We start from the raw sequence: 23,560 nt of genomic DNA, 5'->3' as shown, positions 1-23,560 counted from the left end.
GAGGTACCTTTCGTGTGCCGGACGGGCGACATATCGAGCCCGGCTGTCGTGGCCGAGCTGCTGTCGAGCGTCGAGGCGGTGCTGTCCTGTCTGCCCTATCACCTGAACATCGAGCTTGCCCGCGCCGCACATGCCGCCGGTATCCACTATTTCGATCTCACGGAAGACGTACCGACCACCAATTTCATCATCGAGCTCTCGAAGACTTCGCGCGGCCTGATGGCGCCGCAATGCGGTCTGGCGCCCGGCTTCGTCGGTATCGTCGGGGCAAGCCTGGCCGACGGGTTCGACCGCTGCCGCTCGATCCGCATGCGCGTCGGCGCTTTGCCGCAGAATCCGACCGGTTTGCTGGGCTATGCCTTCAACTGGTCGCCGGAGGGCGTCGTCAACGAATACCTGAACGATTGCGAGGTGATCGAGGGCGGCGTACGCAAGCTCGTCTCACCGATGGAGTGGCATGAGACGATCTATGTCGAGGGCGTCAAGCTCGAAGCTTTCACCACGTCGGGCGGCCTGGGCACCATGTGCGATACGCTGCGCGGCAAGGTCGACAATCTCGACTACAAGACGATGCGGTACCCGGGCCATATGGACCTGATGAATTTCTTCTTCCATGAGCTGTTGATGCGCGAGCAGCGAAAGCTCGCCGGCGAAATCCTGACCAATGCCAAGCCGCCCGTGGAGGACGATGTGGTCTATGTCCATGTCGCTGCCGAGGGCACAGAGGCAGGAAGCCTCCGGCGCAAGGAATTCGTGCGGGCCTATTATCCGATCGAGATTGCCGGTGCACGCCGCACTGCGATCGCCTGGACAACCTCGGCCTCCGTCGTTGCCGTCATCGAAATGGTCCGCGATGGCCTGCTACCGGCAGCCGGCTTCCTGCATCAGGAGCACATTCCGCTCGATATGTTCCTGCAGACGCCGACCGGAAGCCTCTTCGCGGCCGGCGCCTCAAGCCGCCATTAGCGCCTTGAAAGGCTCTAGGACTTGAGGCTCGCCCAATAGGCGCCTTCGAAAGGCACGGCAGCAAAGCGCTCGTTGAGCTCGGAAAGGCTGCCTGCCGGATCGACGTCACCGAAGAGGTCGGGCCTGACCCAGGTCGCGACCGCTTCGGCGGCCAGAATGTTCAGTGGCACGGCATTGAAGAAGTTCCACATGCCGTGCACCTTGCCTTCCCGGACCGCCTTCAGCGGCGCAAGATTTGGCATCTTTACGGTTTCTTCCAGCGTGCGCCGGGCTTCCGACGGATCGACGCCAGGGCCGATGGAAAAGGTCGTATAGGTCCCACCTGGCGATCCGGTCGCAATGTAGATGTCAGGATCGGCTGCAATGACATACTCGGCCGTCACCGGCCCGCCCTGCGGAGGAAGGTTGTCGCTGGCGACGTTGCGCCCCCCGGCCAGAGTGATCAATTCGCCAAGTCCCGTCCGGCCGATTGCCCAGCTTCCCCGGATGTCGCTCGGAAAGGCATCCATCAGCACAAGAGGGCGGGTATCCGTCGCGCCCGCTGCTCTGGTTCTGATGCGCTCGCGCCGCATCTCGAAGAACTGGGCAAACGCCTCGGCCTGCTGGTCTCGCTCGAAGATCCGGCCGAGGAGGCGCATGTCGCGCGGTGTTGTGTTCAGCGGATCGCGATTGATATCGACGACGACGACCGGGATGCCGACCGAGTCGAGATATTGGATGGCGAGCTGCCCCACTTCGCTATCGGCCTGCCATATGCTCATGATCGCAAGATCGGCGTTCAGCGACAGCGCCGTCTCCACGGATAGGCCATCCGCGTGGCCGTTGCCGACGATTGGGACGTTCTCGATAGCCGGAAACTTCTTCCGGAACGCCTCGTAGATGAACGGATTGTCGCCTTTCATGTCGGTCGACCAGCCGGCGAGCAGGCTGACGGGGTCGGGATGGATCAGCGACAATGGGACAATGTTGAAGCCAGTCGCGAGGATCACGGCTTCCGGCTTCTTCTTGATCGTCACCTTGCGGCTGGTAGCATCGGTGAAGCTCAGCGGCCAGCGCGTCTGCGCCTTTGCGATATTTGGAGCGCAAAGAACAACGGACGCTGCGGCGAGCAGATCCCGCCGGCTGATAAGAAACTGGGTCATCGCTGGTTCCTCTGGTTCGGCAGTGCGCAGAGCTTGCCGCAGCTTGGAATTCCGGGAAGCATGTATCGAAGGCAGCAAATCTTGCGCCGTGCGACCTGCTCGCCGTCCTCATCCAGGTAGCTGAGGCAGCCGCAAAACGGATTCGCGCTTCCATCCGGAAGGCTGCTGTTAACAAAAATTGGTAGATCGGGACCGATCGATGGTGCTCCCCGCTCGGTTAACCGCAACGCGTAGTCGATATAGACGGCGGCATTGTTCCAGCAGAGTTTCGGCGAGATGCCGCAAGCCTTGAGAAGCGTCACGACCTCGCCAAGATGGGTTTCAAGCAGCGGACGCACGGCCTCGAAACTGTCGGTCTCGATCTTGTCTTCCATGGTGCCGGCGTGCGGAACGCCGAAAGAGCGCGGCAAACCGCTCTCCTCCAGCGCAATCGTCATGCCTGCGAATCCAACGGGAAGCGCCTGCGCCGCCAAGCGCTTCGCAAGCAGATAGGGGATGGAAAGTCCCGAGAAATAATAGAGCGACCACATGGAGACGACGGCGCGCCGGTCGCTGCCTCCCGAAACCTCCCCGTAGCGATCAACCGCGCGCTGGAAGCCGCCGTCGCGAAAGAAGGCAGGCAGCGGCACGCCGTCGGCAAGCTCCTCGCTGAGCATCATCTTGTCCCGGCACCAAGCATGCTCGCCGGAAAAGGCAGGAGACAGGTCAAACGACCTGTCACCCATCTTCATGTCGCCACCGCTTGCCATCGGGTTACCAAGCGTAGCGCAGCGTGCCGATCACCGCGCGGCCCTGGTCGCGGTAGCAGAAGCCTGCAGAGCAGACGGGCTCACGACGGTCGAACAGATTGGTGGCGTTCACTTGCAGGCTGAGGCCATCGTACTTCTTGTCGAGGGCCGCGAAATCGTAGCTGACGGCTGCGTCGAAGAGGACGCGGGCGCTGTTCTGCGTCGTGTTGTAGTCACTGCCATAGCTCTTGCCGATGTAGCGGGCTCCGAGGCCGACGCCGAGACCATACACCGGGCTAGGCTCCTGGAACGTGTAGTTCGCCCAGAGCGAGGCCATATGCCTCGGCACGGACGAGACGTAGTTGCCGACCGTACCTGTAGTGCCTTCGAGGATCTTCGCATCCGTATAAGTATAGGCGGCGATGAGGGAGAGGCCGTTGTCAAGGCTGGCATTGGCCTCGAGCTCGAGGCCTCTCGAGCGGATCTTGCCGCGCTGGACCTGGATGTTGGCGGGACCTGAAGGCAGGTTGACGACCTCGTAATACAGGCTGTTCTTCTGATCGATGTTGAACAGCGCGGCCGTGAGCATCATGTTGGTGTCCGGCAGAAGATATTTGACGCCGATCTCTTCCTGTTCGCTTTCGGTCGGCTTGAAGGGCTGACCGGTCGCCTGATTGATGCCGGCATTCGGCGAGAAGGCGGTGGAGTAACTGACGTAGGGCGCGAGGCCAAAATCGGTCTCGTACGTCAGGCCCACTCGACCGGTGAACTCGTTGTCGTTCTGCGAGTAAGTATCGACGGCGTCGGTCACGAGATCAGTGTTCTTGGTGTCGCTCCAAACCCAGTCGTAGCGCCCGCCGACCGTCAGAATCCAGGCGTCGTAGCGGATCTGGTCCTGGACATACGTGCCGGTCTCCCATTGGTCCTGAACGGTGCGCGTCTGGAAATCGATGCGCGGGACGGGCGAACCGGCATCCGGATTGTTCGTGTCGAGTGGTGGAGAGACGCCACGGCCGTCGAGCGAGCGCCAACGCAGCCGCGTGAATTCCAGGCCGGTCAGAAGTGTGTGATCGAGGGCGCCGGTGTCGAACTGGGCTTCGAGCTGGTTGTCGATCGTGAAAGTCGTCAGCCGCTCGTCGAAAGTACCGGCACTGCGGTCGAGAAGCGTCGGATCAATGGCGTTCGGGGCGTATGCGAAGGCCCAATCGGCATCGATGTTGAGTGTCGAAAAGCGAGCGTTCTGGCGGAACACGAAGGTATCGTTCAGCCGATGCTCGAACTCATAGCCGATGCGGCCCTGGTTCTGGACCGAGTCGTTGAAGGCCGGATTGCCGGCAAAATAGTCCGTCACCTCGCCGGTAACCGGATCGTTGTAGTAGGCCGCCGTCCCGCCGGTCTTGGTTCTGGAGTATTCTCCGAGGATCGTCAGCTTGGTGTCCTCGTCCGGCTTCCACATGAAGGCCGGCGCGATGTAGGCGCGATCGTCGGGAACGCTGACCTGCTCCGTCTCGGCGTCGCGGTAGAGACCGGTCACGCGATAGTAGAAAGGATCCTCATCGTTGACGGGTCCGGAGAAGTCGAACTGGCCCTGATAGCGTTGATCGGTGCCAAACTGCCCCATGATCTCGTGGTAAGGCTCTTCCGTCGGGCGCTTGGTGATCAGATTGAAGAGACCGCCGGCACCCGTGGCGCCATAGAGCGCAGAGGAGGGGCCGCGCAGGATCGAAACGCCCTCAAGACCGTAAGGCTCCGTCTTGAAAATCGAGGAGCCGGCGCCCGGCTGACGCAGGTTGTCGCGGAACACGCCCGTGTAGGTCACGTCGAAGCCGCGCACGGTGAAACTGTCGAAACGCGGATCGAAACCATAGGCGCCGACGCGGGTGCCGGGCGTGTAGGCGATCGTGTCGAGAAGTGTCTGAGGATTGCGATCCTTCAGTTGCTGTTCGGTCACCGACGAGATCGATTGCGGCGTCTCGATGAAGGGTGTGTCGGTCTTTGCGCCGGTGGCGCTGCTCTTGCCGACATAACCGTCCGCCTGGATCACGCCGCCGCTGCCGCCATTGACGATGATGTCCTGAAGCACTGTCGCTCCGTCATCCTCTTGCCCACTGGTAGCCGCGTCCTGTGCGGCGGCAGGCAGAAGAAGATGGGCCATTGCAGCCCCCGTTAATGCCGATGTGCGCAGCAATCTCATTGTAAAAAGGTGATTTTTCATTGCCTCATGACCCTTGGGAGCTCATTTCAAAAAAACATGAGTCTAATAGTCATGAAAAAGCCAAAAGAAAACCTTTTTATGAGTAATTTTGTCAAGTTTTTGGAGGATGCTGTGCCGGTGCGAGAGCCCTCAGCTCTTCGCTTCCGAAAGCAGCCACCGCCGGAAGGCCGCGACAGCCGGACGCTCAAGGGCGGCGCCCGGATAAACGAGATGAAAGGCGAGGCGGCTCGCGACCCCGAGAAGGAAGGGTGCAACCACTGAGCCTGCGGCGAGTTCTTTCTCCAGGAACGACCGCCGCATCAAGGCAAAACCCAGCCCCGCCTTCATTGCGTCATAGGCGCCGTTCCCATGCATGAAGATTGGCCCGCGCGAAGGATCCACCTTCGTCGCGCCTGCAGCCTCCAGCCAAAGCTTCCAGTCTTGGCGGTAGACATCGTGGATGAGCTGGAAGCCGGCAAGCATGTCCGGGGAAGGCTGCTTCCCAAGCTGTTCTGCCAGCCGTGGGATGCAGACGGGCACCAGTTCGTCATCCACAAGCCGCTCGCTGACGAGCCCGTCATAGCCACCGAGCCCATGTCGGATCGCCAGATCGATGCCGTCCCGCTGAAAGTCGAGCACGCGATGCGAGGCGCTGATGCGCACGTCGATCTCCGGATGGGTCTCCTCGAAGCGTCTCAGCCGAGGCACGAGCCAATAGGTCGCAAAGCCTGCCGTGCAGGTGACGTTCAGCACGGAACCGCGCGCCCGCGCGGTGATCGCCGCTGTCGCCTCCCGCACCAGCCGGAAGGCGGCACGCAGCGTCGTAAAGTAATCGGCCCCCTCCACGGTGAGAGAAATCGCCCGCGCCTTCCGCTCGAAAAGCCGTACGCCGAGCGCGGCCTCCAGATCGCGGATCTGCAGGCTGACGGCGCCGGGAGTGACGTTCAGCTCCTTTGCCGCCATCGTCATGCTTAGATGCCGCGCGGCCGCTTCGAAAGCCCTTAGGGCCGAAAGGGAAGGCAGATATTCGCTCATGATTTAGCTCAGCTAAAGCGTAGATCGAAAAAGACTCGTTTGTCGAAGCTGAATTCACGAAATAATATCAGCAGGAAAGCGATGTTCAAACGGAATTGCGAAGAACAGTTCAACGAGCATAATTCGCAGCTTTGCCGAAGTTGGAGCGCAAGAAACGGGTGGCGCGACGGACCGTTAAAGCCTAACCCACCGTAGAACGGGAGGAAGAGTGGCATGCAGCAGAAACAGATGGGCCCAGCCGAATGGGGCATGTTGCTGATCTTGTCCTTGCTCTGGGGCGGGTCCTTCCTCTTCAACGGCATTCTCGTCAAAGCGCTGCCGCCGTTTACCATCGTCGCGGGTCGCGTGCTGCTCGCGGCAATCGCCCTCAATATCATCGTGCGGATCATGGGGCATTCCATGCCGCGCGACGGCAAGAGCTGGGCTGCTTTCTTCGGCATGGGGGTGCTGAACAACATGATCCCCTTCTGCCTCATCGTTTGGGGGCAGACGCACATTGCAAGCGGCCTGGCTTCGATCCTGAATGCCACGACACCGCTCTTCACCGTCGTTGTGGCTCATCTCCTAACCGCTGACGAGAAGATGACCGGCAATCGCCTGATCGGCGTGCTCATCGGCTTTGCCGGGGTCGCCTATATGATCGGCTTCGAGGCGCTTCACGATCTCGGCTCGAATGTGCTGGCGCAGTTTGCGGTCCTTGGCGCCGCGATCTCATATTCATTCGCCGGCATCTGGGGACGCCGCTTTCGGGCCATGGGCATGCCGCCACTGCTGCCGGCCGCAGGGCAGGTCACCGCTTCAACGATCCTGATGCTGCCGATAGCGCTGATTGCCGACCGTCCTTGGGCCCTGCCTGCACCCGGCATCGAGACCTGGCTGGCGCTTTTCGGTCTCGCCCTGCTTTCGACGGCAATCGCCTACGTGCTTTTCTTCCGCATTCTGGCAACGGCGGGTGCGACGAACCTGGCGCTGGTGACTTTCCTGATCCCGGTCAGTGCCATCCTGCTGGGCGCGATCGTCCTCGGAGAGCAGCTGCAGGTGAAACACCTGATCGGCATGGCAATGATCGCAGCCGGTCTGGCAGCCATCGACGGACGGCTGATGTCGCTTGGGAAAAGGCGCCCCGTCTGAGCCTCAGCAGGCGAGATCGGCGACGACGGAATCGAGGATGAGCATGCCGGCGGGCGTGCAGCGAAGCCGGGAATTGCCGATGCGCTCGATAAAGCCAAGTTCCAGTAAAATTTCCTCGCGCTTGCGGTCGAGGTCCCGGCCGGAAAGCTGCTGCCAGCGGGCAAGGTCCAAGCCCTCTTTCAGCCGCAGGCCCATCAAGAGCAGCTCGTCGGCCTGCTCGTCATAGCCGAGCCGTTCCTGCTCCAGAATGCCATGGCCATCGCGTTCGACAAGCTCGAGCCAGGCCTCCGGTTTGCGCTCGGTGGCCGTTGCAATCTTTTCAGGGCCCCGCGTCAGGCGGCCATGTGCGCCGGGGCCGATCCCGGCATAATCGCCGTAGCGCCAGTAGGTCAGGTTGTGCCGGCTTTCGGCGCCGGGCCGCGCGTGATTGGAAACCTCGTAGGCCGGCATGCCTTCGCGCGCCGTGATCTGCTGTGTCGCTTCATAGAGCGCCGCCGATTGATCGCCATCCGGAACGATCAGCTTACCGGCCTTGTGCAGGCCGTAGAAGGGCGTGCCCTCCTCGATCGTCAATTGATAGAGCGAGAGGTGATCGACGGCGTAGGATATTGCTTCCTTCAGCTCCTTCTCCCACGCCTCTACCGTCTGGTCCGGGCGCGCATAGATCAGGTCGAAGGACATGCGCGGGAAGATATCGCGCGCCAGCTTTATCGCCTTCAGCGCATCGGCGACGTCGTGCAGGCGACCGAGGAACTTCAAGTCGCGGTCGTTCAGGGCCTGAACGCCGAGCGACACACGGTTGACGCCCGCCGCGCGATAGCCCCGGAAGCGCTCAGCCTCGACGCTCGACGGATTGGCCTCCATGGTGATCTCGATGCCATCAGGCACGTGCCAGTGCTTCGCAATGCCCTCCAGGATCGCCGAAACGGTCGCCGGGTTCATGAGCGACGGCGTGCCGCCGCCGAGGAAGATGCTCGTCACAGTTTTCGGCCCGCTCATCTGGCGAACGGAAGCCATCTCCCTGAGGAAGGCTGCGGTGAACCGCTCCTGATCCACGGGCTGGTGACGGACATGGCTGTTGAAGTCGCAGTACGGGCACTTCGCCGCGCAGAATGGCCAATGCACATAGACGCCGAAACCCGGCTCTCCCGTGTCGGGTAGAAGCGTCGCATCGCGTGTCAGGCTTGCCGTATCGAGAATCTCCACGAACCGACCCTACGCTTCCAGGCAGGTTTCGACAAAGAGTTTGAACGCGCGCGCCCGGTGCGACAGCGCCTGCGGCTTGCCGATGCTCCAGCCGTGCTTCTCTTCGGCGCTCATCTCGCCGAAGGTGATGCCGTAGCCTTCCGGTTGAAAGACGGGATCGTAGCCGAAACCCTGGCTGCCGCGTGGCGGCCAGACGACGGTTCCTTCGACCTCGCCGCGGAAGAGCTCCGTATGTCCGTCCGGCCAAGCGAGGCAGAGCACGCTGACGAAGCGTGACGTCCGCTGCTCGGGCTTCATGGCTCCGGCTTTTTCCAGTGCCTGTTCCACCTTTTCCATCGCCATCGCGAAATCGCGCTTGCCATCCGCAGTCTCGGCCCAGTTGGCCGTATAGACGCCGGGAGCGCCGTCCAGTGCATCGATGACTAGCCCGGAATCGTCTGAAAGCGCCGGCATATTTGCTGCCTTCGCGGATGCGAGCGCTTTGATCGTCGCGTTCTCCTCGAAGGTCGTGCCTGTCTCATCCGGCTCGACGAAGTTGAGCTCTGCTGCCGATTTGGCGATGAAGCCGAGCGGACCGATCAGGTCCTGGATCTCGCGGATCTTGCCGGCATTGTGGCTGGCGACGACGATCGTCTTCGTGTCAAGCGTGCGCATGGTCGGTCCTATTTGATGCCCCAGATTCTGGCTTCGGCGCATTCGAGGCTGTTTCCTGCCGGATCGCGGAAATAGATCGAGCGGCCACCGTTCGGCCAGTGCACTTCGGATTCAATGTCGATGCCGGCGGCCTTGAGCTGTGCCGCCATGACATCGATGTTTTCAGCTGACACGCGGAAGCATGCGTGACCCTGACCTTTCGTGCCATGCGGTGGCACCTGCAAGGCATCGGCCGCCGGCGGCTTGACCGTCTCGTTGGGGTTGAAGATCAGGAGCACGCCTTGCCCGCAGCGGAAGAATACATGCCGGTCTCCACCACGCGCGATCTTGGCAAGACCGAGCACGCCTTCGTAGAAAGCCTCGGCCTTGTCGAGATCGTCCGCGTAGAGCGCGGTTTCCAGCATGCCTTCCAGCAAGGCAGTCATCCGGCGATCGCCTGTTTCTGCATCTCGACGAGTTCTGCAATGCCGGCCTTCGCCAGCGTCATCAGCGTGGTAAACTCCTCGTCCGTGAAGGGTGTGCCTTCGGCGGTGCCCTGAATTTCAACGATGCCGCCGGCGCCCGTCATGACGAAATTCGCATCGGTTTCGGCCGAAGAATCTTCAAGATAATCGAGGTCGATCACCGGCTGGCTGGCGAAGATACCGCATGAAATTGCGGCGACATGATCCTTGAGCACGCGCTCGACCTTGATCATGTTGCGGGCTTCCATCCACTTCAGGCAGTCGTAGAGCGCAATCCAGGCGCCGGTAATCGAGGCGGTCCGCGTGCCGCCGTCAGCTTGGATGACGTCGCAGTCGAGCGTGATCTGGCGTTCTCCGAGTTCCTTGAGATCGACAACGGCGCGAAGCGAACGGCCGATGAGGCGCTGGATTTCTTGGGTGCGTCCACCCTGCTTGCCGGCTGCCGCCTCACGCTTCATGCGCTCGCCGGTCGCCCGCGGCAGCATGCCGTATTCGGCCGTGACCCAGCCCTTTCCGGTGTTGCGCAGCCATGGCGGCGTCTTGTCTTCAAGGCTCGCGGTGCAGAGCACATGCGTATCGCCGAATTTCACCAAGCAGGAGCCTTCCGCATGCTTGGAAAAATTGCGCTCGAACGTGACCTTGCGCATCTGGTCGGTTTTTCTGCCTGAAGGCCGCATTCTAATCTCCTGAAGCAAGATACCGAAAAGTGTCAGCGGTTTTCTGACAGCATCATGCAATGGTTTATGGTGTTGACCGCTTCTACGATTGGCGGCAGCCATTTGCAAATTCCCTTTTGCCTCGGGGGCGAGATTGACTATATTTTCGGGGTGATTGTTGGCAGCGCGGGTGCAAGGAAGTTCATGGGGTTCAGGTCGACGTCGATTTCGGATGCCGTTGCTGCGCTGGATGAACGCTCCAAGGAAATCTTCCGTCGCATCGTCGAAGGCTATCTGGAAAACGGCGAGCCGCTTGGCTCACGCAATCTCTCCCGCATTTTGCCGATGTCGCTATCGCCGGCTTCCGTGCGCAACGTGATGAGCGATCTGGAAGAGCTGGGCCTGATCTACTCGCCGCATGTCAGCGCCGGACGCTTGCCGACGCAGGGCGGTCTCCGCTTCTTCGTCGATGCCTTTATGCAGGTCGGCGACCTTTCCGCGGAAGATCGTGCGACTATCGAGCGACAGGTTCGGCCCGAAAGCCGTGACAATGCGATGGAATCGATGATGAACGAGGCAAGCCGGATGCTTTCGGGCATTTCGCGCGGCGCCGGCCTTGTCATCACGTCGAAGAGCGATCCGATCCTCAAGCATGTCGAATTTATCCGGCTGGAACCCACCAAGGCGCTTGCCGTCCTCGTTGGCGATCACGACCAGATTGAAAACCGCATCATCGAATTGCCCGCAGGCGTCACTTCAGCGCAGCTGACGGAGGCCGCGAATTTCCTCAACGCGCATATGAGCGGCCAGACGCTGCCGGAATTGCGCAAGCAGCTCAGCCATTTGAAAGAGAATGTCCGCAACGAACTGGACGCATTGTCCCAGCAGCTCGTCGAGCGCGGTATCGCCGTATGGTCGGGCACCGCCGATGAAGGCAAGCCGCCGCAGCTCATCATTCGCGGACGCTCCAATCTGCTGGAGGGCCTTGCGGGCGTGGAAGACCTTGACCGCCTCCGGATGCTCTTCGACGATCTGGAAAAGAAAGACAGCCTGATCGAGCTCTTGAATCTTGCCGAAACCGGTCCGGGTGTGCGGATCTTCATCGGCTCGGAGAACAAGCTTTTTTCGCTCTCCGGCTCCTCGCTCATCGTCGCGCCCTATCGGGACGAGGACGATCGCATCGTTGGCGCCGTCGGCGTCATCGGACCGACGCGGCTCAATTATTCGCGCATAGTGCCGATGGTTGATTACACGGCACAGCTGATTTCCAGGCTTTCGCGCGGCACCTTGTAAAAGCCGGAATTTCCCCTTCTTTGTCACGCAGACTTGATTTTTTGCGGTCAAAGCTCGATATCGGGCCCATCCCAAGACAACCCCAGTACCGGAGACCGTCATGATCGACGAAACGACGAAAAACGGACCTGACGCTGCCGCGGCCGAAGCCGCAGCCGACGCTGCCGCAAACGTCGAGAACGAAACCACCGCGGAAACGCCGGCCGAGCCCGATCTCATCGAACGCATCAAGGCGGAAAATGCTGAGCTGCGCGATCGCTATCTGCGCCTTGCTGCGGAGATGGATAACCTGCGCCGTCGTACCGAACGCGACGTCAAGGATGCCAAGTCCTATTCCGTCGCCGGCTTTGCGCGGGACATGCTCGCTGTCTCGGATAATCTCCGCCGCGCGCTCGAGTCCATCCCGCCGGAAGCAAAAGAGAGCGGCGACGCTGGCCTTACGACATTGATCGAAGGCGTCGACATGACCGAGCGTTCCATGCTGTCGGCGCTTGAGCGCCATGGCGTTCGCAAGCTGGAGCCGGTCGGTCAGAAGTTCGATCCGCACTTCCATCAGGCGATGTTCGAGGTTCCGAACACCGAAGTGCCGAACAACACCGTCGTCCAGGTCGTCCAGGCTGGCTTCACGATCGGCGAACGCGTTCTGCGCCCGGCCATGGTCGGCGTCGCCAAGGGCGGCCCGAAAGCAGCCGAAGCCGACATCAACACCGCCTTCACGGAAAAAGACGCCTGATCCCTCAGGCGTCTTTCGCCAACCAGTTTGAAAATCAGATGCGGGCGAAGCGCTCGATCAGCAGATCGTAGAAGCCGTCCGCATCCACATAGCGCATCACCTTGGCGTTGCGCTTGCGATCGGTCACGTGCCACCAGTCGATCACGGTCATGCCCGCGGTCAGTTCTGATGTTACCTCGATCTCGACGTTGCAGTGACGGCCCTTGAAGAGTTCGGGCTTGAGCAGATAGGCGATAACTGCCGGGTCGTGCAGCGGTCCGCCATCGGAGCCATACTTCTCGATATCGAAGCGCTCGAAGAATTCCAGCATCTCGACCATCGCTTTTACCGGCGCCGTACCAATCTCGGCCATGCGCTCGATCCGGCCCTTCTGCGTCAGGAGCTGATGCGTCACGTCAAGCGGCATCATCACGATCGGAATGCCGGAACCGAAGACGATCTCGGCTGCTTCGGGGTCAACATAGATGTTGAATTCCGCGGCCGGCGTTATGTTGCCGCCCTCGAAGAAGCCTCCCCCCATCATTACCAGCTCACGAACGCGGGGAATGATGTCCGGCGCCTTCTGGAAAGCCATGCCGATATTGGTGAGCGGCCCAAGCGCGCAGAGCGTCACTGCGCCCTCCGGCTCGCGGCGGAGTGTTTCGATGATGAAATCGACCGAATGCTGCTCTTGCAGCGGTATCGCCGGCTCATTGAGTTCCGGACCGTCGAGGCCGGTTTTCCCGTGCACGTGCTCGGCCGTGACCAGCTTGCGCGCCATCGGCGCGTCGGCGCCTGCGAAAACCTTCATGTCCGGCCGGCCGCATAGCTCGCACACGATGCGCGCATTGCGGCTCGTATAGGAGAGCGGCACATTGCCTGCGACGGTCGTGATGCCCAGTACCTCCAGCTCTTCAGGGCTGCCGAATGCCAGCATGATGGCTGCGGCATCGTCCTGGCCGGGATCGGTGTCGATGATGATCTTTCTAGGCTTCGCCATTCCGTCTTCCATTCCCCAAGGTGCTCGTCGCGGCGGGCACCGTTCGTTTATCTTTCCGTCGCAAATCGGCCCGGCCGCTGCGGGCGACGATTTGATGCGAGCGGCCATGGCAATTGTCAAGCGATCAGCGAAGCCCGGCTCGTGTGTTTGCCGGCAGCGGCACGAGGCTTGCGCAAAAGACGCAGCCTTCCCATATTAACGGCATCCGGATGCTGCGCTTGAGGTCCGGAAAGGTCGCTTGCATCAAGGACTTGAAAGATGAGCCGCATGACACCCTTCGCCAGCCCGCTGCTTCTGGGCTTCGACGCCATGGAAAAGACGCTGGAGCGTATCTCCAAGGCAAGTGACGGTTATCCGCCCTACAATATCGAACGGATTGCCGCCGGTCACGGTGCTCCCGAGCGCCTGCGCATCACGCTTGCCGTCGCTGGCTTCAGCGAAGAAGAACTCGACGTCACAACCGAAGAGAACCAGTTGTTGATCCGCGGCCGCCAGGTCGAACAGGGCGAGCACGAATACCTCTATCGCGGCATTGCCGCCCGACAGTTCCAGCGCACCTTCGTGCTGGCCGATGGCATGCAGGTTCTGGGCGCCAGCCTTAAGAACGGATTGCTTGCCGTCGACCTCATTCGTCCGGAACCGGCGCGCATGGTGAAGAAAATTAACATTTCGGTCTCACAGTAGGACAACGGCCCCATTCGGCTGTTGGTCCCTTCTTCCGGAGGAACAGGAATGTTGATGAAAGAAGCGAATTCTCACCTGACGAAATCCGAGCTTGCCGGCATCGGCAACGGAGAGGTCGCGTATATCCGCAAGATGCGCACCGAAGAAGTTTCGAAGTGCTTTCCCGAAGCACCGGATATCGATCCGGGCGTGGACCTTTGGGCACTTTTCGGCGCCGACGGCACGCCGATCCTGCTGACGGATAATCGCTCCAGCACGTTCTTCAAGGCTGCTGAAGACGAATTGAAAACGGTCAGCCTGCACTAGAAAGCAGGCTTAGACTCTCTTGAATGTGAGATAGGCCGAGGAGCGGCCCTCTCGCCGGGCCTTGGCCTCGTAGCGTGTACTAGGCCAGCCTTCGTAGGGCGTCAGCCAATCGGCGGCGTTTTCCGCAATCCAGTCGAAGCCGCCGTGGTCGCGGCACTTCAGCAGCGTCCAATTCACGTAAGTATCGATATCCGACGCGAAGCAGAAAAGCCCGCCGGGCTTTAGCACGCGATGGAAGCGGTCGAGACTGGTCTTGGAAACGAAACGCCGCTTCCAGTGTTTTCGCTTCGGCCATGGATCAGGATAAAGAAGGTCGATCTGATCCAGGCAATGGTCGGGCAGCCAGTCGAGCAGCTGCGTGGCGTCGTCGTTATAGACGCGGATATTCTTGGCGCCTGTCGCCTCGACGCTTGCAAGCAGCTTCTGCATGGAATTGATGAACGGCTCGACGCCGATGAAGCCGGTGGAGGGCATTTCCTGCGCGCGATGGATCAGATGTTCACCACCGCCGAAGCCGATTTCAAGGCGCAGCCTTTCCGTTGGAACCGGAAAGAGGTTCTTCGGCGGCTCGGGCGGAGCCGCTGATAGGTCGATGAGGAATGCCGGGAGCAGGGTGGTCAGCCGTTCCGCCTGATGTTCGCGGAGAGCCTTTCCCTTGCGGCGACCGAAGAAAGCTTCGGTCGCACGCCCCCGGCGTTCCATATCCGTCATGCTGCTTCCCGGATCTTGATGGCTTCCTTCAGCGCCTTGACGAGGTCCGTGCGCTCCCACGAGAAGGAGCCGTCGCGGCCTGCCTTGCGGCCGAAGTGGCCATAGGCGGAAGTCTTGGCATAGATCGGCTTGTTCAGGTCGAGGTGGCGGCGGATGCCCGTCGGCGAGAGATCCATATTCTTGCGGATCGCGGCTTCCACCTGATCCTCGCTGACGCCCTTGCCGGTGCCGTGCAGATCGACATAGATCGACAGTGGCTGCGCCACGCCGATCGCGTAGGACAGCTGGATCGTGCAGCGGTCAGCGAGACCGGCGGCAACGACGTTCTTGGCAAGGTAACGGGCGGCATAGGCGGCAGAACGGTCGACCTTGGTCGTGTCCTTGCCGGAGAATGCGCCGCCGCCATGCGGTGCGGCACCGCCGTAGGTGTCTACAATGATCTTGCGTCCCGTGAGACCAGCGTCGCCGTCGGGGCCGCCGATGACGAACTTGCCGGTCGGGTTGATGTACCAGTTGCAATCGGCTGCGATCTTCAGATCACCGAGGGCTTCGCGGATATAGGGCTCCACGACCGAGCGAACCTTCTTCGAATCCCACGTGTCGTCGAGGTGCTGGGTCGAAAGAACGATCGACGTCACTTCGGCCGGCTCGCCGTTGACGTAGCGCACCGTCACCTGGCTCTTGGCATCCGGTCCGAGCTTGCCGACATCGCCTTCGCCCTTCTTGCGGGCGGCTGCAAGCAACTGAAGGATCTTGTGGGAGTAGTAGATCGGAGCCGGCATGAGGTCCGGCGTTTCCTTGCACGCGTAACCGAACATGATGCCCTGGTCGCCGGCGCCTTCGTCACCCTGCTGGTCGGCGGCGTTGTCGACGCCCTGCGCGATATCAGCAGACTGCGAGTGCAGCAGTACGTCGATCTTCGCCTTCTTCCAGTGGAAGCCGGCCTGTTCGTAGCCGATGTCCTTGATGGCCCGGCGGGCAGCAGCCTTGAACTTCGAGGGGTTGATAACGTCGTTACCGTCCTTGTCCTTCTTCATCAGGGTCGGCGGCAGGCGGACCTCTCCGGCGATGACGACGCGGTTGGTTGTCGCCAGCGTTTCGCACGCAATGCGCACGCTCCAAGGGTCTACGCCGTTCTTCGCCGCCTCACGATAAACGAGATCCACGATCTCATCGGAGATACGGTCGCACACCTTGTCCGGGTGACCTTCGGCAACAGACTCACTAGTGAAAAGATAATTAGCGCGCATTTCGGGATTTCCCTCAAAGAACAAAAAGCCGTGTAGTTGGTACTCATTTCACGTCGGAAAAACAAGCACAGAAGGACATAAATATATCTTTATATCTAGTGTGAATCGATAAATTTTGCCCTTAAAACGCAAAAAAAGGCGGCCTTTCGACCACCTTCTCAAACGACACTCTTGGAGGCGCTTATTCCGCGTCGGCTTCCGCCGCCAGAGCCTTGACAAGCTCCACGATCTTCCGGCGGACCTTTGGGTCCGAGATTTTCACGAATGCGCGATTGAGTTGCAGGCCTTCCGAGGAAGAAAGGAAATCGACGACGTAATTCGAGCTTGACGCTTCCGCCATCCCGGTCAAGGAGCCGGACTGTTCGCCCGGAGCGTCCTCGAAGAAGAAGGAAACCGGGACATTCAGAATGCTCGAAATATTCTGGAGGCGGCTTGCGCCGACGCGGTTCGTTCCTTTTTCGTATTTCTGGATCTGCTGGAAGGTAATGCCCAGGCTCTCGCCAAGTTTTTCCTGACTCATGCCAAGCATTGTCCGGCGAAGACGGATACGGCTGCCAACGTGGATATCGATCGGGTTTGGCTTCTTCTTGTTTTCAATCATGGTCTTGCCCTAGCAAAGAATTTCAACCTCGTTAAACCGGCAGTGCCCAGACCCACCCGTAACGCCACGTTGCAAGTGACGCGTACCCATCATCAAGCATATGTTAACAACGCCGATTGCGACCACTATGCAATTTTAGGGGTTTTTGGTCAATTCGCCTTGAAAATAAAACCCATACGGGAAATCGACCCCATCAAAAGCAGTAACGTTTCAGTCAACCAGAAGTATGTCTGCCGGGGGAACGAGTCCGACGTACCGCCGCCAAATCCCTCAAGAGTTGCGTCAACGAACCCGGTCTCGTTGAGCCCTAGCCCGGCAACGATCTGCCCATGCGCGTTCACGATTGCGGAAATACCGCTGTTGCCATCCCGAATCAGCGGCAGGCCGGTCTCCACGGCGCGCACACGCGCCTGCTGAAAATGCTGGTAAGGGCCAGGCGTATTGCCGAACCATGCGTCGTTCGTGATGTTCAGGATCGCGCCCGCTTCGGCAATGTCGCCGGTCATCTCATCCGGAAAGATGATCTCGTAGCAGACCAGGGGATAGAGTTTCAGTCCCGTCGGCAGTTCCAGGAGATGACGTGTGGCCGCGGCAGAAAAGCCTCCGGGCATTTCGACGATATTCTGGATACCGAGCTCGTTGAGGAAATTTTCGAAAGGCAGATATTCGCCGAACGGAACGAGGTGCACTTTGTCCGAAGCGGCGACGATCTGGCCCCGCCCGTCGATCACGATGATCGAATTGTAGTATCGCACCGGGTTTCCGGGCCCCATTTCTTCGGCCCGCACCGCGCCTGCAATCAGAATCTGATTGTCGTCCAGTGTGTCGGCGATCCGGGTGAGCGCGTCCTGATTGTCGGTGAGAATGAAGGGGATCGCCGTCTCCGGCCAGACGATGATGTCCGGCCTCCTGCCACCACTTTGAGGAGGCGCGACGGAAAGCTTCAGATGAGCCTCGAAGATCGCCGACCGGTCCGCATCCGAATCCATCTTCGCGGCCTGGTCGATCATCGGCTGCACGAGCCGGATCACGGGCCGCTTTTCTTCCGGCAGGGGGCTAGCCTTGGGGGCGACGTACAGCGCATAGGCGCCATAACCGAGATGCGCCGCAAAGAGCAGCGCCGCCAGCCCCACGCCCCATGCGGCACCCTGCCGCGTTCCAAGAAGCGCAGGTGCTGCGAAGACAAAGACGGCAAGCGCGGTCACACCCATGGTGCCGATGACATGTGCGGATTGCATCATGAGCGGCATGGGCATCATGCCGTAGCCGATCGCGTTCCAGGGAAAGCCGGTGAATGTCACGCTCCGCAGCCATTCGAAGAGGCCGAAGCTTGCGGCAAGCGCAGCGATGCGGCCCATTCCGTCCGACCAGAAGATGCAGGCGATGGCTGCGGCGAAGCCGTAATATATCGCAAGCACTGCCGGCAAACCGAGGATCGCCAGCGGCAGCGCCCAGGCAAATTCTTCCGAATCGATCAACAGGGCGTGGCCAAGCCACCAGAGGCCTGCGACGAAATAGCCGAAGCCGAAAAGCCAGCCGATCGCGAATGAGGGCCAGAGGCGGCCTAGAAAACTTGCCTCGGGAGAGGCGGCCGCGCCGTCGATCAACCAGACGAGGAGCGTGAATGAAATAAACATTGCGGCGAAGAAGCCGATTGGCGGCAGCGCCAGAACCGCAAACGTGCCGGCAAGGACCGCCAGCAATGCTCTTTTGAAACCCCAGACCAGGATAACCTTGTCCGCAAACCGCTCCATGCGCGCTCCGTTCAAGCCGCGAATCAACCCGGCTCGCAGTCTTTCAAAAAAGGCGCGTTTTGTCGTCCTGCGGAAATCAGCTCTACGTCGATTCGGTGGGCCGGTCGTCCGTTAGTCCGGTCGCGCCGTCGCCGTCGGCCTTGACGCGGCGACGGATCGCTTGGCGCTTGCGGGTGATGCGCACCCGCTTGATGCGGCGCGGATCGGCCTCGAGAATGTGGAATTCGAAGTCGGGCAGTGCTTGTACGACTTCGCCTCGCACCGGAATGCGGCCGAGGGCGGAGAAGATCAGGCCGCCCAGCGTATCGACTTCGTCGACCTGCTCGCTGATGTCGAAATCCGGGCCGATAGCCTCCGCGATCTCCTCCAGCTCGACGCGTGCGTCCGCCACGAAGACGTCTTCAGAAATACGCTTGAACATGACCTCCTCGTCGTCATGCTCGTCGTCGATATCGCCGACGACCATCTCGACGATGTCCTCGTGCGAAGCGAGCCCGTCGGTGCCGCCATATTCGTCGATGACGAGCGCCATCTGCGTGCGGTTCACCTGCATGCGGCGAAGCAGATCGGATGCAAGCATAGATGGTGGCACGAAAAGAATCTTGCGGATGATGCCGGCCTCGGCGAGCGTCTTCTGCAAGTCGACGCGGGCGAGATCGAAATTCGGCTTCGCCGAGCGCGCCGGCTTCTGAATGTTTTCCGGGGCGATCTCGACAAGCGGGTCCGGCCCTTTGGGTGTCTTCGCTCCCGCGCGGCGCTTGTTGCGCGCCTGCTTGGCGACATAGGAAAGAAGGTCGCGGATATGCACCATGCCGCGCGGATCGTCGAGCGTCTCGGCGTAGACCGGCATACGGGAACGTCCGGATTCCTCGAAGAGAATCATCAGTTCGCCGATGGTTATGTTCTGATCGACAGCCTCGATATCGGCCCGGGGCACCATCACGTCTGCGACGCGCACCTCGCGGAAGCGGAGGATGTTATGGAGCATTGCCCGCTCGTCTGGCGAAAAAGCATCGTCGCCGGTGTCCGACGTCATAAGCGCGTCGGCGAGATCTTCGCGAATGCGCGAGCCCTGCTGCGGGCGAAGGATGCGGGCGGCGCGCGCCCAGAAGGATCGTCCGGATTGCCTGCTACTACTGCCCGCCTCATCTGAGGAGGAGGATTGATCGGCGTCCTTGGCTTCTGCCGCGGGTTTCGTCGTAAAGTCGCTCATGGTTCCATTTTTAGGTCTTGACCCTCGTATGGGTCAGATAGGCCGAGTACCGCCAAAATGCGAGTCTCTAACCCCTCCATAATTTCGGCTTCGTCACTATCCATATGGTCGTAGCCGAAGAGATGCAAGAAACCATGTACCATCAAATGCGTCAGATGGTCTTCGAACGGCTTTTCGAGCTCTCGTGCTTCCCGTTCGACGGTTTCCTTGGCGATGATGATATCACCAAGCATCGGTCCTGGCATCTTTCCCGGCGTCACCGGAAAGGCTGGGAAGGAGAGGACATTGGTCGCCTTGTCCTTCTTGCGCCATTCGGCGTTGATCGCGCGGATGGATTCGTCATCCGTGAACACGAGCGAAAGCTCGGTCCCCGTCTTCGGAAACTTCTGCTTCTCATTGCTCTTGAGAAAGCTCGCCGCCGTTTCGAGCACGCGCTCCGCCAACGCCTGAAGCTCATCTTCGGAGGGCCAGTCGCCCTCCTCGATGCTAATCTGGATATCGAGCTCGGCCATCAGACCTGCGGGCCGGCATCTTCCGGCCGTGTTGCATAGGTGGCGTCATAAGCCCTGACAATCCGTCCGACGAGCGGATGGCGCACGACATCGACATCCTTGAAGCGGATCGTCGAAATTCCTTCCACGTCCTCCAGCAGCTGCAGCGCCTCGACAAGTCCGGACCTCACCCCGCGCGGTAGGTCGATCTGGCTCGGATCGCCGGTCACCATCATGCGTGAATTCTCGCCAAGACGCGTCAGGAACATCTTCATCTGCATGGATGTCGTGTTTTGCGCTTCGTCGAGGATGATCGCTGCGTTCGACAGCGTTCGACCGCGCATGAATGCGAGCGGGGCGATTTCGATGACGCCTGCCGTGATCGCGCGCTCGACCTTGTCACCCGGGATCATGTCGTAGAGCGCATCATAGAGCGGTCGGAGATAGGGGTCGACTTTCTCCTTCATGTCGCCCGGCAGAAAGCCAAGGCGCTCGCCGGCTTCGACGGCTGGGCGGGAAAGAATGATCTTCTCGACGGCTCCGCGCTCCAGGAGCTGGGCGGCATGCGCAACGGCGAGATAGGTCTTGCCGGTTCCGGCAGGTCCGACGCCGAAAACCAGCTCGGCCCGTTCCATGGCTCGTATATAGGCATCCTGCGTCGGCGTCCGCGCAACGATCGTCTTCCTGCGCGTCGAAATCTGCGCCATCGTCAGCTTGGCTTTTTTCTCCATGGTCGGCAGGCTCAACTGATCGTCGGCAGCAACCGCCATGCGGATTGCGCCCTCCACGTCGGATCGTTCCACGCTGCCGCCTTTCTGGAGCTTTTCATAGAGGTAGTCGAGGGTGCGTCGTGCTTGATTGGTGGTGACGACATCACCTGTAATAACGACGGAGTTGCCCCGCGCGCGCGCATCGATATTGAGCCGCTCTTCGAGAAGCTTCAGGTTCTGGTCGAATTGACCAAATAGCTCACTGGCGAACCGGTTGTTCTCGAACGTTAGGACGAAGTGATTGGCGTCGCTCGCTATGCGTGGGTGGCGCGGTGAAGAAGAAACCAATTCTTGTCCCTTCAAGCGGTCGAGCTCCTTAGGTTAGACCTCAGCCTCTGCAAACTCGGCAAACAGGCTGTTAGTTCCGGTTCCGGTGATTCGCACATTGATAATGTCACCGATTTGCGATGCTTTTGCATCAACATTCACTGACTGAAGCCACGGGGAACGACCGATAATCTGTCCCGGCAGCCGGCCCGGCTTTTCAAGCAGCAGATCAATCGTCTTGCCGACGCAGGATTCGTTGAACTCCTGCGTTTGCCTCAGAAGAAGCGCCTGCAGGCGCTCTAGCCGTTCTGCCTTGATCTCTTCCGGCACCTGGTCCTTCATTTCCGCACCGGGCGTACCCGGCCGTGTCGAGTATTTGAAGGAGAAAGCCTGCGCATAGCGCACCTCCTCCACCAGACGCAGTGTAGCTTCAAAATCCTCGTCTGTCTCCCCTGGGAAGCCAACGATGAAATCGCCGGATAGCGCGATATCGGGGCGGGCAGCGCGGATGCGGTCGATCAGCGTCATATATTCAGCCGCGGTATGGCGGCGGTTCATGGCTTTCAGGATGCGGTCCGAACCGGACTGCACGGGCAGATGCAGGTAGGGCATCAGCGCCCGCAGATCGCGATGCGCCTCGATCAGGCGGTCGTCCATATCGCGCGGATGGCTGGTGGTGTAGCGGAGCCGGGCAAGGCCTGGGATGTCCGCAAGCCGGTAGAGAAGGTCGCCAAGGCTCCACTCTTCGCCATTGGGGCCGGCGCCATGCCAGGCGTTGACGTTTTGCCCGAGCAGCGTGATTTCGCGCACGCCGCCGTCCACAAGTTTTTGTGCCTCCTCGAGAATCTGGCTGACCGGCCGGGAGACCTCCGAACCACGGGTATAAGGAACGACACAGAAGGTGCAGAACTTGTCGCAGCCTTCCTGAACGGTCAGGAACGACGTCACTCCGCGCGCGCGAATCTTCTTGGCTTCGGCAAGCGGCAGATGCTCGAATTTGTCTTCCAGCGCATATTCGGTGTCGACGACGCGATGGCCGTCCTTCGCGCGCCGCAGGGCTTCCGGCAGGCGGTGATAGGTCTGCGGGCCGATGACAACGTCGACGGCGGGCGCGCGGCGAAGAATTTCCTCGCCCTCTGCCTGGGCGACGCAGCCGGCAACGCCGATCATCATCTCGCGCCCGCTGGCAGCCTTTTTCTTTTTCATCTCGCGCAAACGGCCCAGCGCCGAATAGACCTTTTCGGCCGCCTTTTCGCGGATGTGGCAAGTGTTCAGGAGGACGAGGTCGGCCTCTTCCATGTCCTCGGTAGGCTCATAGCCGTCGCGGGCGAGTGCATCGCTCATGCGCGTCGAGTCGTACACATTCATCTGGCAGCCATAGGTCTTGATGAAGACCTTGCGGCTGTTGCTGCCATCGCGGAGCCGCTCGCTGGGGGCAATCTCTGGGGCCGGAAGAAGGGCGCTGTCTTGGGTCATGGCGGGCTATTTAGTGGTTTTTTGCCCTGTAGAAAACGGAAATCTTGACTCAGGCAATTTCGCGGCCGCGCAAACGGCTGTTGAGCATGGCGCGGATGCGACGTGCGATGGTGGCGCTGACCTCTTTTCGGCTCGAATCCGAACGGTACTCGACCGCCTCGCCGAAGGTGACTTCGGCATCCAACGCGGCACATTTTACGATATCGAGGAGGTGCGGCGCGAGTTCCACGTCGCCGGGCCAGCTCGCCAGCGGCCGATGATAGCGGCCCATGGCAATACCGTGCACTCTGGTATAGGCGATCGCGACCGGTTGCACGAAGACTGAGCCGTTCGGCGAGTGGGGCACGGCCATTGCGGCCGCCCCGAAGAGCGAGGATTTGACCTCCAGCAGACGATTGCCGTCGGAAGTCGTGCCTTCCGGAAAGAGCACGACGATTTCGCCGGCGGCCATGCGGCTTGCAATCTCGCTTGCCTGGGCACCGGTCTTTCGCTTCTCTTCGCGAACGATGAAGACGCTTTTCTGCAGGCGGGCGAGCAGTCCGAAGATCGGCCAGTCACGCACCTCTATCTTGGCGATGAAAGCGACATCGGCGATGGACGACAAGACCATGATATCCATCCAGGAGGCGTGATTGGCACATAGCATCAGCGGCCTGCGTCCCTCGAGCTCACCGTGGACCTTCACGCGAATGCCGAGTCCGTGGCAGGCAACGCGATGCCAGAGGCGCGGGAGCGTACGCCGAAGCCTCCAGTCGAAATGCAGACTGAGAAGCTGGAAGGGCATCAGCAGGATGCTTGCGGCGACGATGACGATCGCGGCATAGGCGATACGCAGCCAGACGATCAACTCCAACTC

At 60.5% G+C, this 23,560-nt stretch carries 24 protein-coding genes; 6 read left to right on the top strand and 18 right to left on the bottom strand.

The window, feature by feature from the left end:
- The coding region (locus tag ACPYOI_RS07825) for a saccharopine dehydrogenase family protein (protein WP_481422743.1) at positions 1-966 on the top strand (966 nt) is incomplete at its 5' end.
- A 14-nt stretch (positions 967-980) separates the two neighbouring features.
- Here ACPYOI_RS07825 and ACPYOI_RS07820 read toward each other — a convergent pair.
- The 4 genes from ACPYOI_RS07820 to gcvA form a co-directional block, all read right to left on the bottom strand.
- Positions 981-2,108: an ABC transporter substrate-binding protein gene (locus ACPYOI_RS07820; protein WP_481419620.1), complete on the bottom strand. Its 1,128-nt coding sequence runs from the start codon at positions 2,106-2,108 to the stop codon at positions 981-983.
- Entirely contained in the window at positions 2,105-2,839 is a 735-nt protein-coding gene (fhuF, locus tag ACPYOI_RS07815; RefSeq protein ID WP_481419622.1) for a siderophore-iron reductase FhuF, read from the bottom strand. The genes ACPYOI_RS07820 and fhuF overlap by 4 nt, the downstream gene beginning before the upstream one ends.
- A gap of 22 nt (positions 2,840-2,861) precedes the next feature.
- On the bottom strand, positions 2,862-5,030 hold the full coding sequence (locus ACPYOI_RS07810) for a TonB-dependent siderophore receptor (RefSeq protein WP_481419621.1): 2,169 nt from the start codon (positions 5,028-5,030) through the stop codon (positions 2,862-2,864).
- Positions 5,031-5,180: 150 nt separating this feature from the next.
- Positions 5,181-6,065 (bottom strand): transcriptional regulator GcvA, encoded by an 885-nt coding sequence (gcvA, locus tag ACPYOI_RS07805; protein ID WP_481419619.1) that lies wholly within the window; start codon positions 6,063-6,065, stop codon positions 5,181-5,183.
- 213 nt (positions 6,066-6,278) lie between these two features.
- Here gcvA and ACPYOI_RS07800 point away from each other — a divergent pair, with 213 nt between their 5' ends.
- Positions 6,279-7,196 carry a DMT family transporter gene (locus ACPYOI_RS07800; RefSeq protein WP_481419618.1) on the top strand — a complete coding sequence of 306 codons (918 nt, stop codon included), beginning with the start codon at positions 6,279-6,281 and terminating at the stop codon, positions 7,194-7,196.
- A 3-nt stretch (positions 7,197-7,199) separates the two neighbouring features.
- Here the strand turns inward: ACPYOI_RS07800 and hemW are convergent, their stop codons facing one another.
- The 4 genes from hemW to rph are packed head-to-tail and all read right to left on the bottom strand — an operon-like array spanning position 7,200 to position 10,197.
- Positions 7,200-8,402 carry a radical SAM family heme chaperone HemW gene (gene hemW, locus ACPYOI_RS07795; protein WP_481419617.1) on the bottom strand — a complete coding sequence of 401 codons (1,203 nt, stop codon included), beginning with the start codon at positions 8,400-8,402 and terminating at the stop codon, positions 7,200-7,202.
- A 9-nt stretch (positions 8,403-8,411) separates the two neighbouring features.
- Positions 8,412-9,056, bottom strand: coding sequence for an RdgB/HAM1 family non-canonical purine NTP pyrophosphatase (gene rdgB / locus ACPYOI_RS07790; protein WP_481419616.1), 645 nt, complete (start codon positions 9,054-9,056; stop codon positions 8,412-8,414).
- 8 nt (positions 9,057-9,064) lie between these two features.
- Positions 9,065-9,481: a VOC family protein gene (locus tag ACPYOI_RS07785; RefSeq protein ID WP_481419615.1), complete on the bottom strand. Its 417-nt coding sequence runs from the start codon at positions 9,479-9,481 to the stop codon at positions 9,065-9,067.
- Positions 9,478-10,197, bottom strand: a complete 720-nt coding sequence (rph, locus tag ACPYOI_RS07780; protein WP_481419614.1) for a ribonuclease PH — start codon at positions 10,195-10,197, stop codon at positions 9,478-9,480. The genes ACPYOI_RS07785 and rph overlap by 4 nt, the downstream gene beginning before the upstream one ends.
- A 183-nt stretch (positions 10,198-10,380) precedes the next feature.
- Here rph and hrcA point away from each other — a divergent pair, with 183 nt between their 5' ends.
- A complete protein-coding gene (gene hrcA / locus ACPYOI_RS07775) occupies positions 10,381-11,469 on the top strand; it encodes a heat-inducible transcriptional repressor HrcA (protein ID WP_168828089.1) in 1,089 nt (362 codons plus the stop codon).
- A 100-nt stretch (positions 11,470-11,569) separates the two neighbouring features.
- Positions 11,570-12,202 (top strand): nucleotide exchange factor GrpE, encoded by a 633-nt coding sequence (grpE, locus tag ACPYOI_RS07770; RefSeq protein ID WP_481419613.1) that lies wholly within the window; start codon positions 11,570-11,572, stop codon positions 12,200-12,202.
- Between the two features lie 34 nt (positions 12,203-12,236).
- On the opposite strand, the gene ACPYOI_RS07765 is transcribed toward grpE, so the two are convergent.
- Positions 12,237-13,181 carry a nucleoside hydrolase gene (locus ACPYOI_RS07765; protein ID WP_481419612.1) on the bottom strand — a complete coding sequence of 315 codons (945 nt, stop codon included), beginning with the start codon at positions 13,179-13,181 and terminating at the stop codon, positions 12,237-12,239.
- 258 nt (positions 13,182-13,439) lie between these two features.
- Here ACPYOI_RS07765 and ACPYOI_RS07760 point away from each other — a divergent pair, with 258 nt between their 5' ends.
- Positions 13,440-13,865: an Hsp20 family protein gene (locus tag ACPYOI_RS07760; protein ID WP_168828092.1), complete on the top strand. Its 426-nt coding sequence runs from the start codon at positions 13,440-13,442 to the stop codon at positions 13,863-13,865.
- A gap of 48 nt (positions 13,866-13,913) precedes the next feature.
- Positions 13,914-14,171 carry a BQ00720 family protein gene (locus ACPYOI_RS07755; protein ID WP_112713755.1) on the top strand — a complete coding sequence of 86 codons (258 nt, stop codon included), beginning with the start codon at positions 13,914-13,916 and terminating at the stop codon, positions 14,169-14,171.
- 9 nt (positions 14,172-14,180) lie between these two features.
- Here ACPYOI_RS07755 and trmB read toward each other — a convergent pair whose 3' ends face one another.
- From trmB to olsA, 9 genes are all read right to left on the bottom strand, one after another.
- Positions 14,181-14,882, bottom strand: coding sequence for a tRNA (guanosine(46)-N7)-methyltransferase TrmB (gene trmB / locus ACPYOI_RS07750; RefSeq protein WP_481422742.1), 702 nt, complete (start codon positions 14,880-14,882; stop codon positions 14,181-14,183).
- Positions 14,879-16,132, bottom strand: coding sequence for a methionine adenosyltransferase (gene metK, locus ACPYOI_RS07745; protein ID WP_481419610.1), 1,254 nt, complete (start codon positions 16,130-16,132; stop codon positions 14,879-14,881). Before metK ends, trmB begins: the two co-directional genes overlap by 4 nt.
- 181 nt (positions 16,133-16,313) lie before the next feature.
- Positions 16,314-16,733 carry a helix-turn-helix domain-containing protein gene (locus tag ACPYOI_RS07740; RefSeq protein WP_168828095.1) on the bottom strand — a complete coding sequence of 140 codons (420 nt, stop codon included), beginning with the start codon at positions 16,731-16,733 and terminating at the stop codon, positions 16,314-16,316.
- Positions 16,734-16,882: 149 nt separating this feature from the next.
- Positions 16,883-18,487, bottom strand: coding sequence for an apolipoprotein N-acyltransferase (gene lnt, locus ACPYOI_RS07735; RefSeq protein ID WP_481422741.1), 1,605 nt, complete (start codon positions 18,485-18,487; stop codon positions 16,883-16,885).
- A gap of 82 nt (positions 18,488-18,569) precedes the next feature.
- Positions 18,570-19,700, bottom strand: coding sequence for a hemolysin family protein (locus tag ACPYOI_RS07730; protein ID WP_481418852.1), 1,131 nt, complete (start codon positions 19,698-19,700; stop codon positions 18,570-18,572).
- On the bottom strand, positions 19,697-20,212 hold the full coding sequence (gene ybeY, locus ACPYOI_RS07725; RefSeq protein WP_481418851.1) for an rRNA maturation RNase YbeY: 516 nt from the start codon (positions 20,210-20,212) through the stop codon (positions 19,697-19,699). The genes ACPYOI_RS07730 and ybeY overlap by 4 nt, the downstream gene beginning before the upstream one ends.
- Entirely contained in the window at positions 20,212-21,264 is a 1,053-nt protein-coding gene (locus ACPYOI_RS07720) for a PhoH family protein (RefSeq protein ID WP_481418850.1), read from the bottom strand. Before ACPYOI_RS07720 ends, ybeY begins: the two co-directional genes overlap by 1 nt.
- Positions 21,265-21,282: 18 nt before the next feature.
- Positions 21,283-22,704: a tRNA (N6-isopentenyl adenosine(37)-C2)-methylthiotransferase MiaB gene (miaB, locus tag ACPYOI_RS07715; protein WP_481418849.1), complete on the bottom strand. Its 1,422-nt coding sequence runs from the start codon at positions 22,702-22,704 to the stop codon at positions 21,283-21,285.
- 49 nt (positions 22,705-22,753) lie between these two features.
- Positions 22,754-23,551 carry a lyso-ornithine lipid O-acyltransferase gene (gene olsA / locus ACPYOI_RS07710; protein ID WP_481418848.1) on the bottom strand — a complete coding sequence of 266 codons (798 nt, stop codon included), beginning with the start codon at positions 23,549-23,551 and terminating at the stop codon, positions 22,754-22,756.
- Between the last annotated feature and the right edge of the window lie 9 nt (positions 23,552-23,560).

The sequence above is a fragment of the Rhizobium sp. SVR5-2C genome (genome assembly GCF_056755115.1).
Note: the sequence above shows the minus strand (reverse complement) of the source record. Positions and strands in the feature narration are given on the sequence as shown.

Bases quoted from the DNA above. Each gene is read 5' to 3' on its own strand.
- ACPYOI_RS07820 (WP_481419620.1), bottom strand. From the start codon at position 2,108: ATGACCCAGTTTCTTATCAGCCGGCGGGATCTGCTCGCCGCAGCGTCC.
- fhuF (WP_481419622.1), bottom strand. From the start codon at position 2,839: ATGAAGATGGGTGACAGGTCGTTTGACCTGTCTCCTGCCTTTTCCGGC.
- ACPYOI_RS07810 (WP_481419621.1), bottom strand. From the start codon at position 5,030: ATGAGATTGCTGCGCACATCGGCATTAACGGGGGCTGCAATGGCCCAT.
- gcvA (WP_481419619.1), bottom strand. From the start codon at position 6,065: ATGAGCGAATATCTGCCTTCCCTTTCGGCCCTAAGGGCTTTCGAAGCG.
- ACPYOI_RS07800 (WP_481419618.1), top strand. From the start codon at position 6,279: ATGCAGCAGAAACAGATGGGCCCAGCCGAATGGGGCATGTTGCTGATC.
- rdgB (WP_481419616.1), bottom strand. From the start codon at position 9,056: ATGCGCACGCTTGACACGAAGACGATCGTCGTCGCCAGCCACAATGCC.
- ACPYOI_RS07785 (WP_481419615.1), bottom strand. From the start codon at position 9,481: ATGACTGCCTTGCTGGAAGGCATGCTGGAAACCGCGCTCTACGCGGAC.
- rph (WP_481419614.1), bottom strand. From the start codon at position 10,197: ATGCGGCCTTCAGGCAGAAAAACCGACCAGATGCGCAAGGTCACGTTC.
- hrcA (WP_168828089.1), top strand. From the start codon at position 10,381: ATGGGGTTCAGGTCGACGTCGATTTCGGATGCCGTTGCTGCGCTGGAT.
- grpE (WP_481419613.1), top strand. From the start codon at position 11,570: ATGATCGACGAAACGACGAAAAACGGACCTGACGCTGCCGCGGCCGAA.
- ACPYOI_RS07765 (WP_481419612.1), bottom strand. From the start codon at position 13,181: ATGGCGAAGCCTAGAAAGATCATCATCGACACCGATCCCGGCCAGGAC.
- ACPYOI_RS07760 (WP_168828092.1), top strand. From the start codon at position 13,440: ATGAGCCGCATGACACCCTTCGCCAGCCCGCTGCTTCTGGGCTTCGAC.
- ACPYOI_RS07755 (WP_112713755.1), top strand. From the start codon at position 13,914: ATGTTGATGAAAGAAGCGAATTCTCACCTGACGAAATCCGAGCTTGCC.
- trmB (WP_481422742.1), bottom strand. From the start codon at position 14,882: ATGACGGATATGGAACGCCGGGGGCGTGCGACCGAAGCTTTCTTCGGT.
- metK (WP_481419610.1), bottom strand. From the start codon at position 16,132: ATGCGCGCTAATTATCTTTTCACTAGTGAGTCTGTTGCCGAAGGTCAC.
- ACPYOI_RS07740 (WP_168828095.1), bottom strand. From the start codon at position 16,733: ATGATTGAAAACAAGAAGAAGCCAAACCCGATCGATATCCACGTTGGC.
- lnt (WP_481422741.1), bottom strand. From the start codon at position 18,487: ATGGAGCGGTTTGCGGACAAGGTTATCCTGGTCTGGGGTTTCAAAAGA.
- ACPYOI_RS07730 (WP_481418852.1), bottom strand. From the start codon at position 19,700: ATGAGCGACTTTACGACGAAACCCGCGGCAGAAGCCAAGGACGCCGAT.
- ybeY (WP_481418851.1), bottom strand. From the start codon at position 20,212: ATGGCCGAGCTCGATATCCAGATTAGCATCGAGGAGGGCGACTGGCCC.
- miaB (WP_481418849.1), bottom strand. From the start codon at position 22,704: ATGACCCAAGACAGCGCCCTTCTTCCGGCCCCAGAGATTGCCCCCAGC.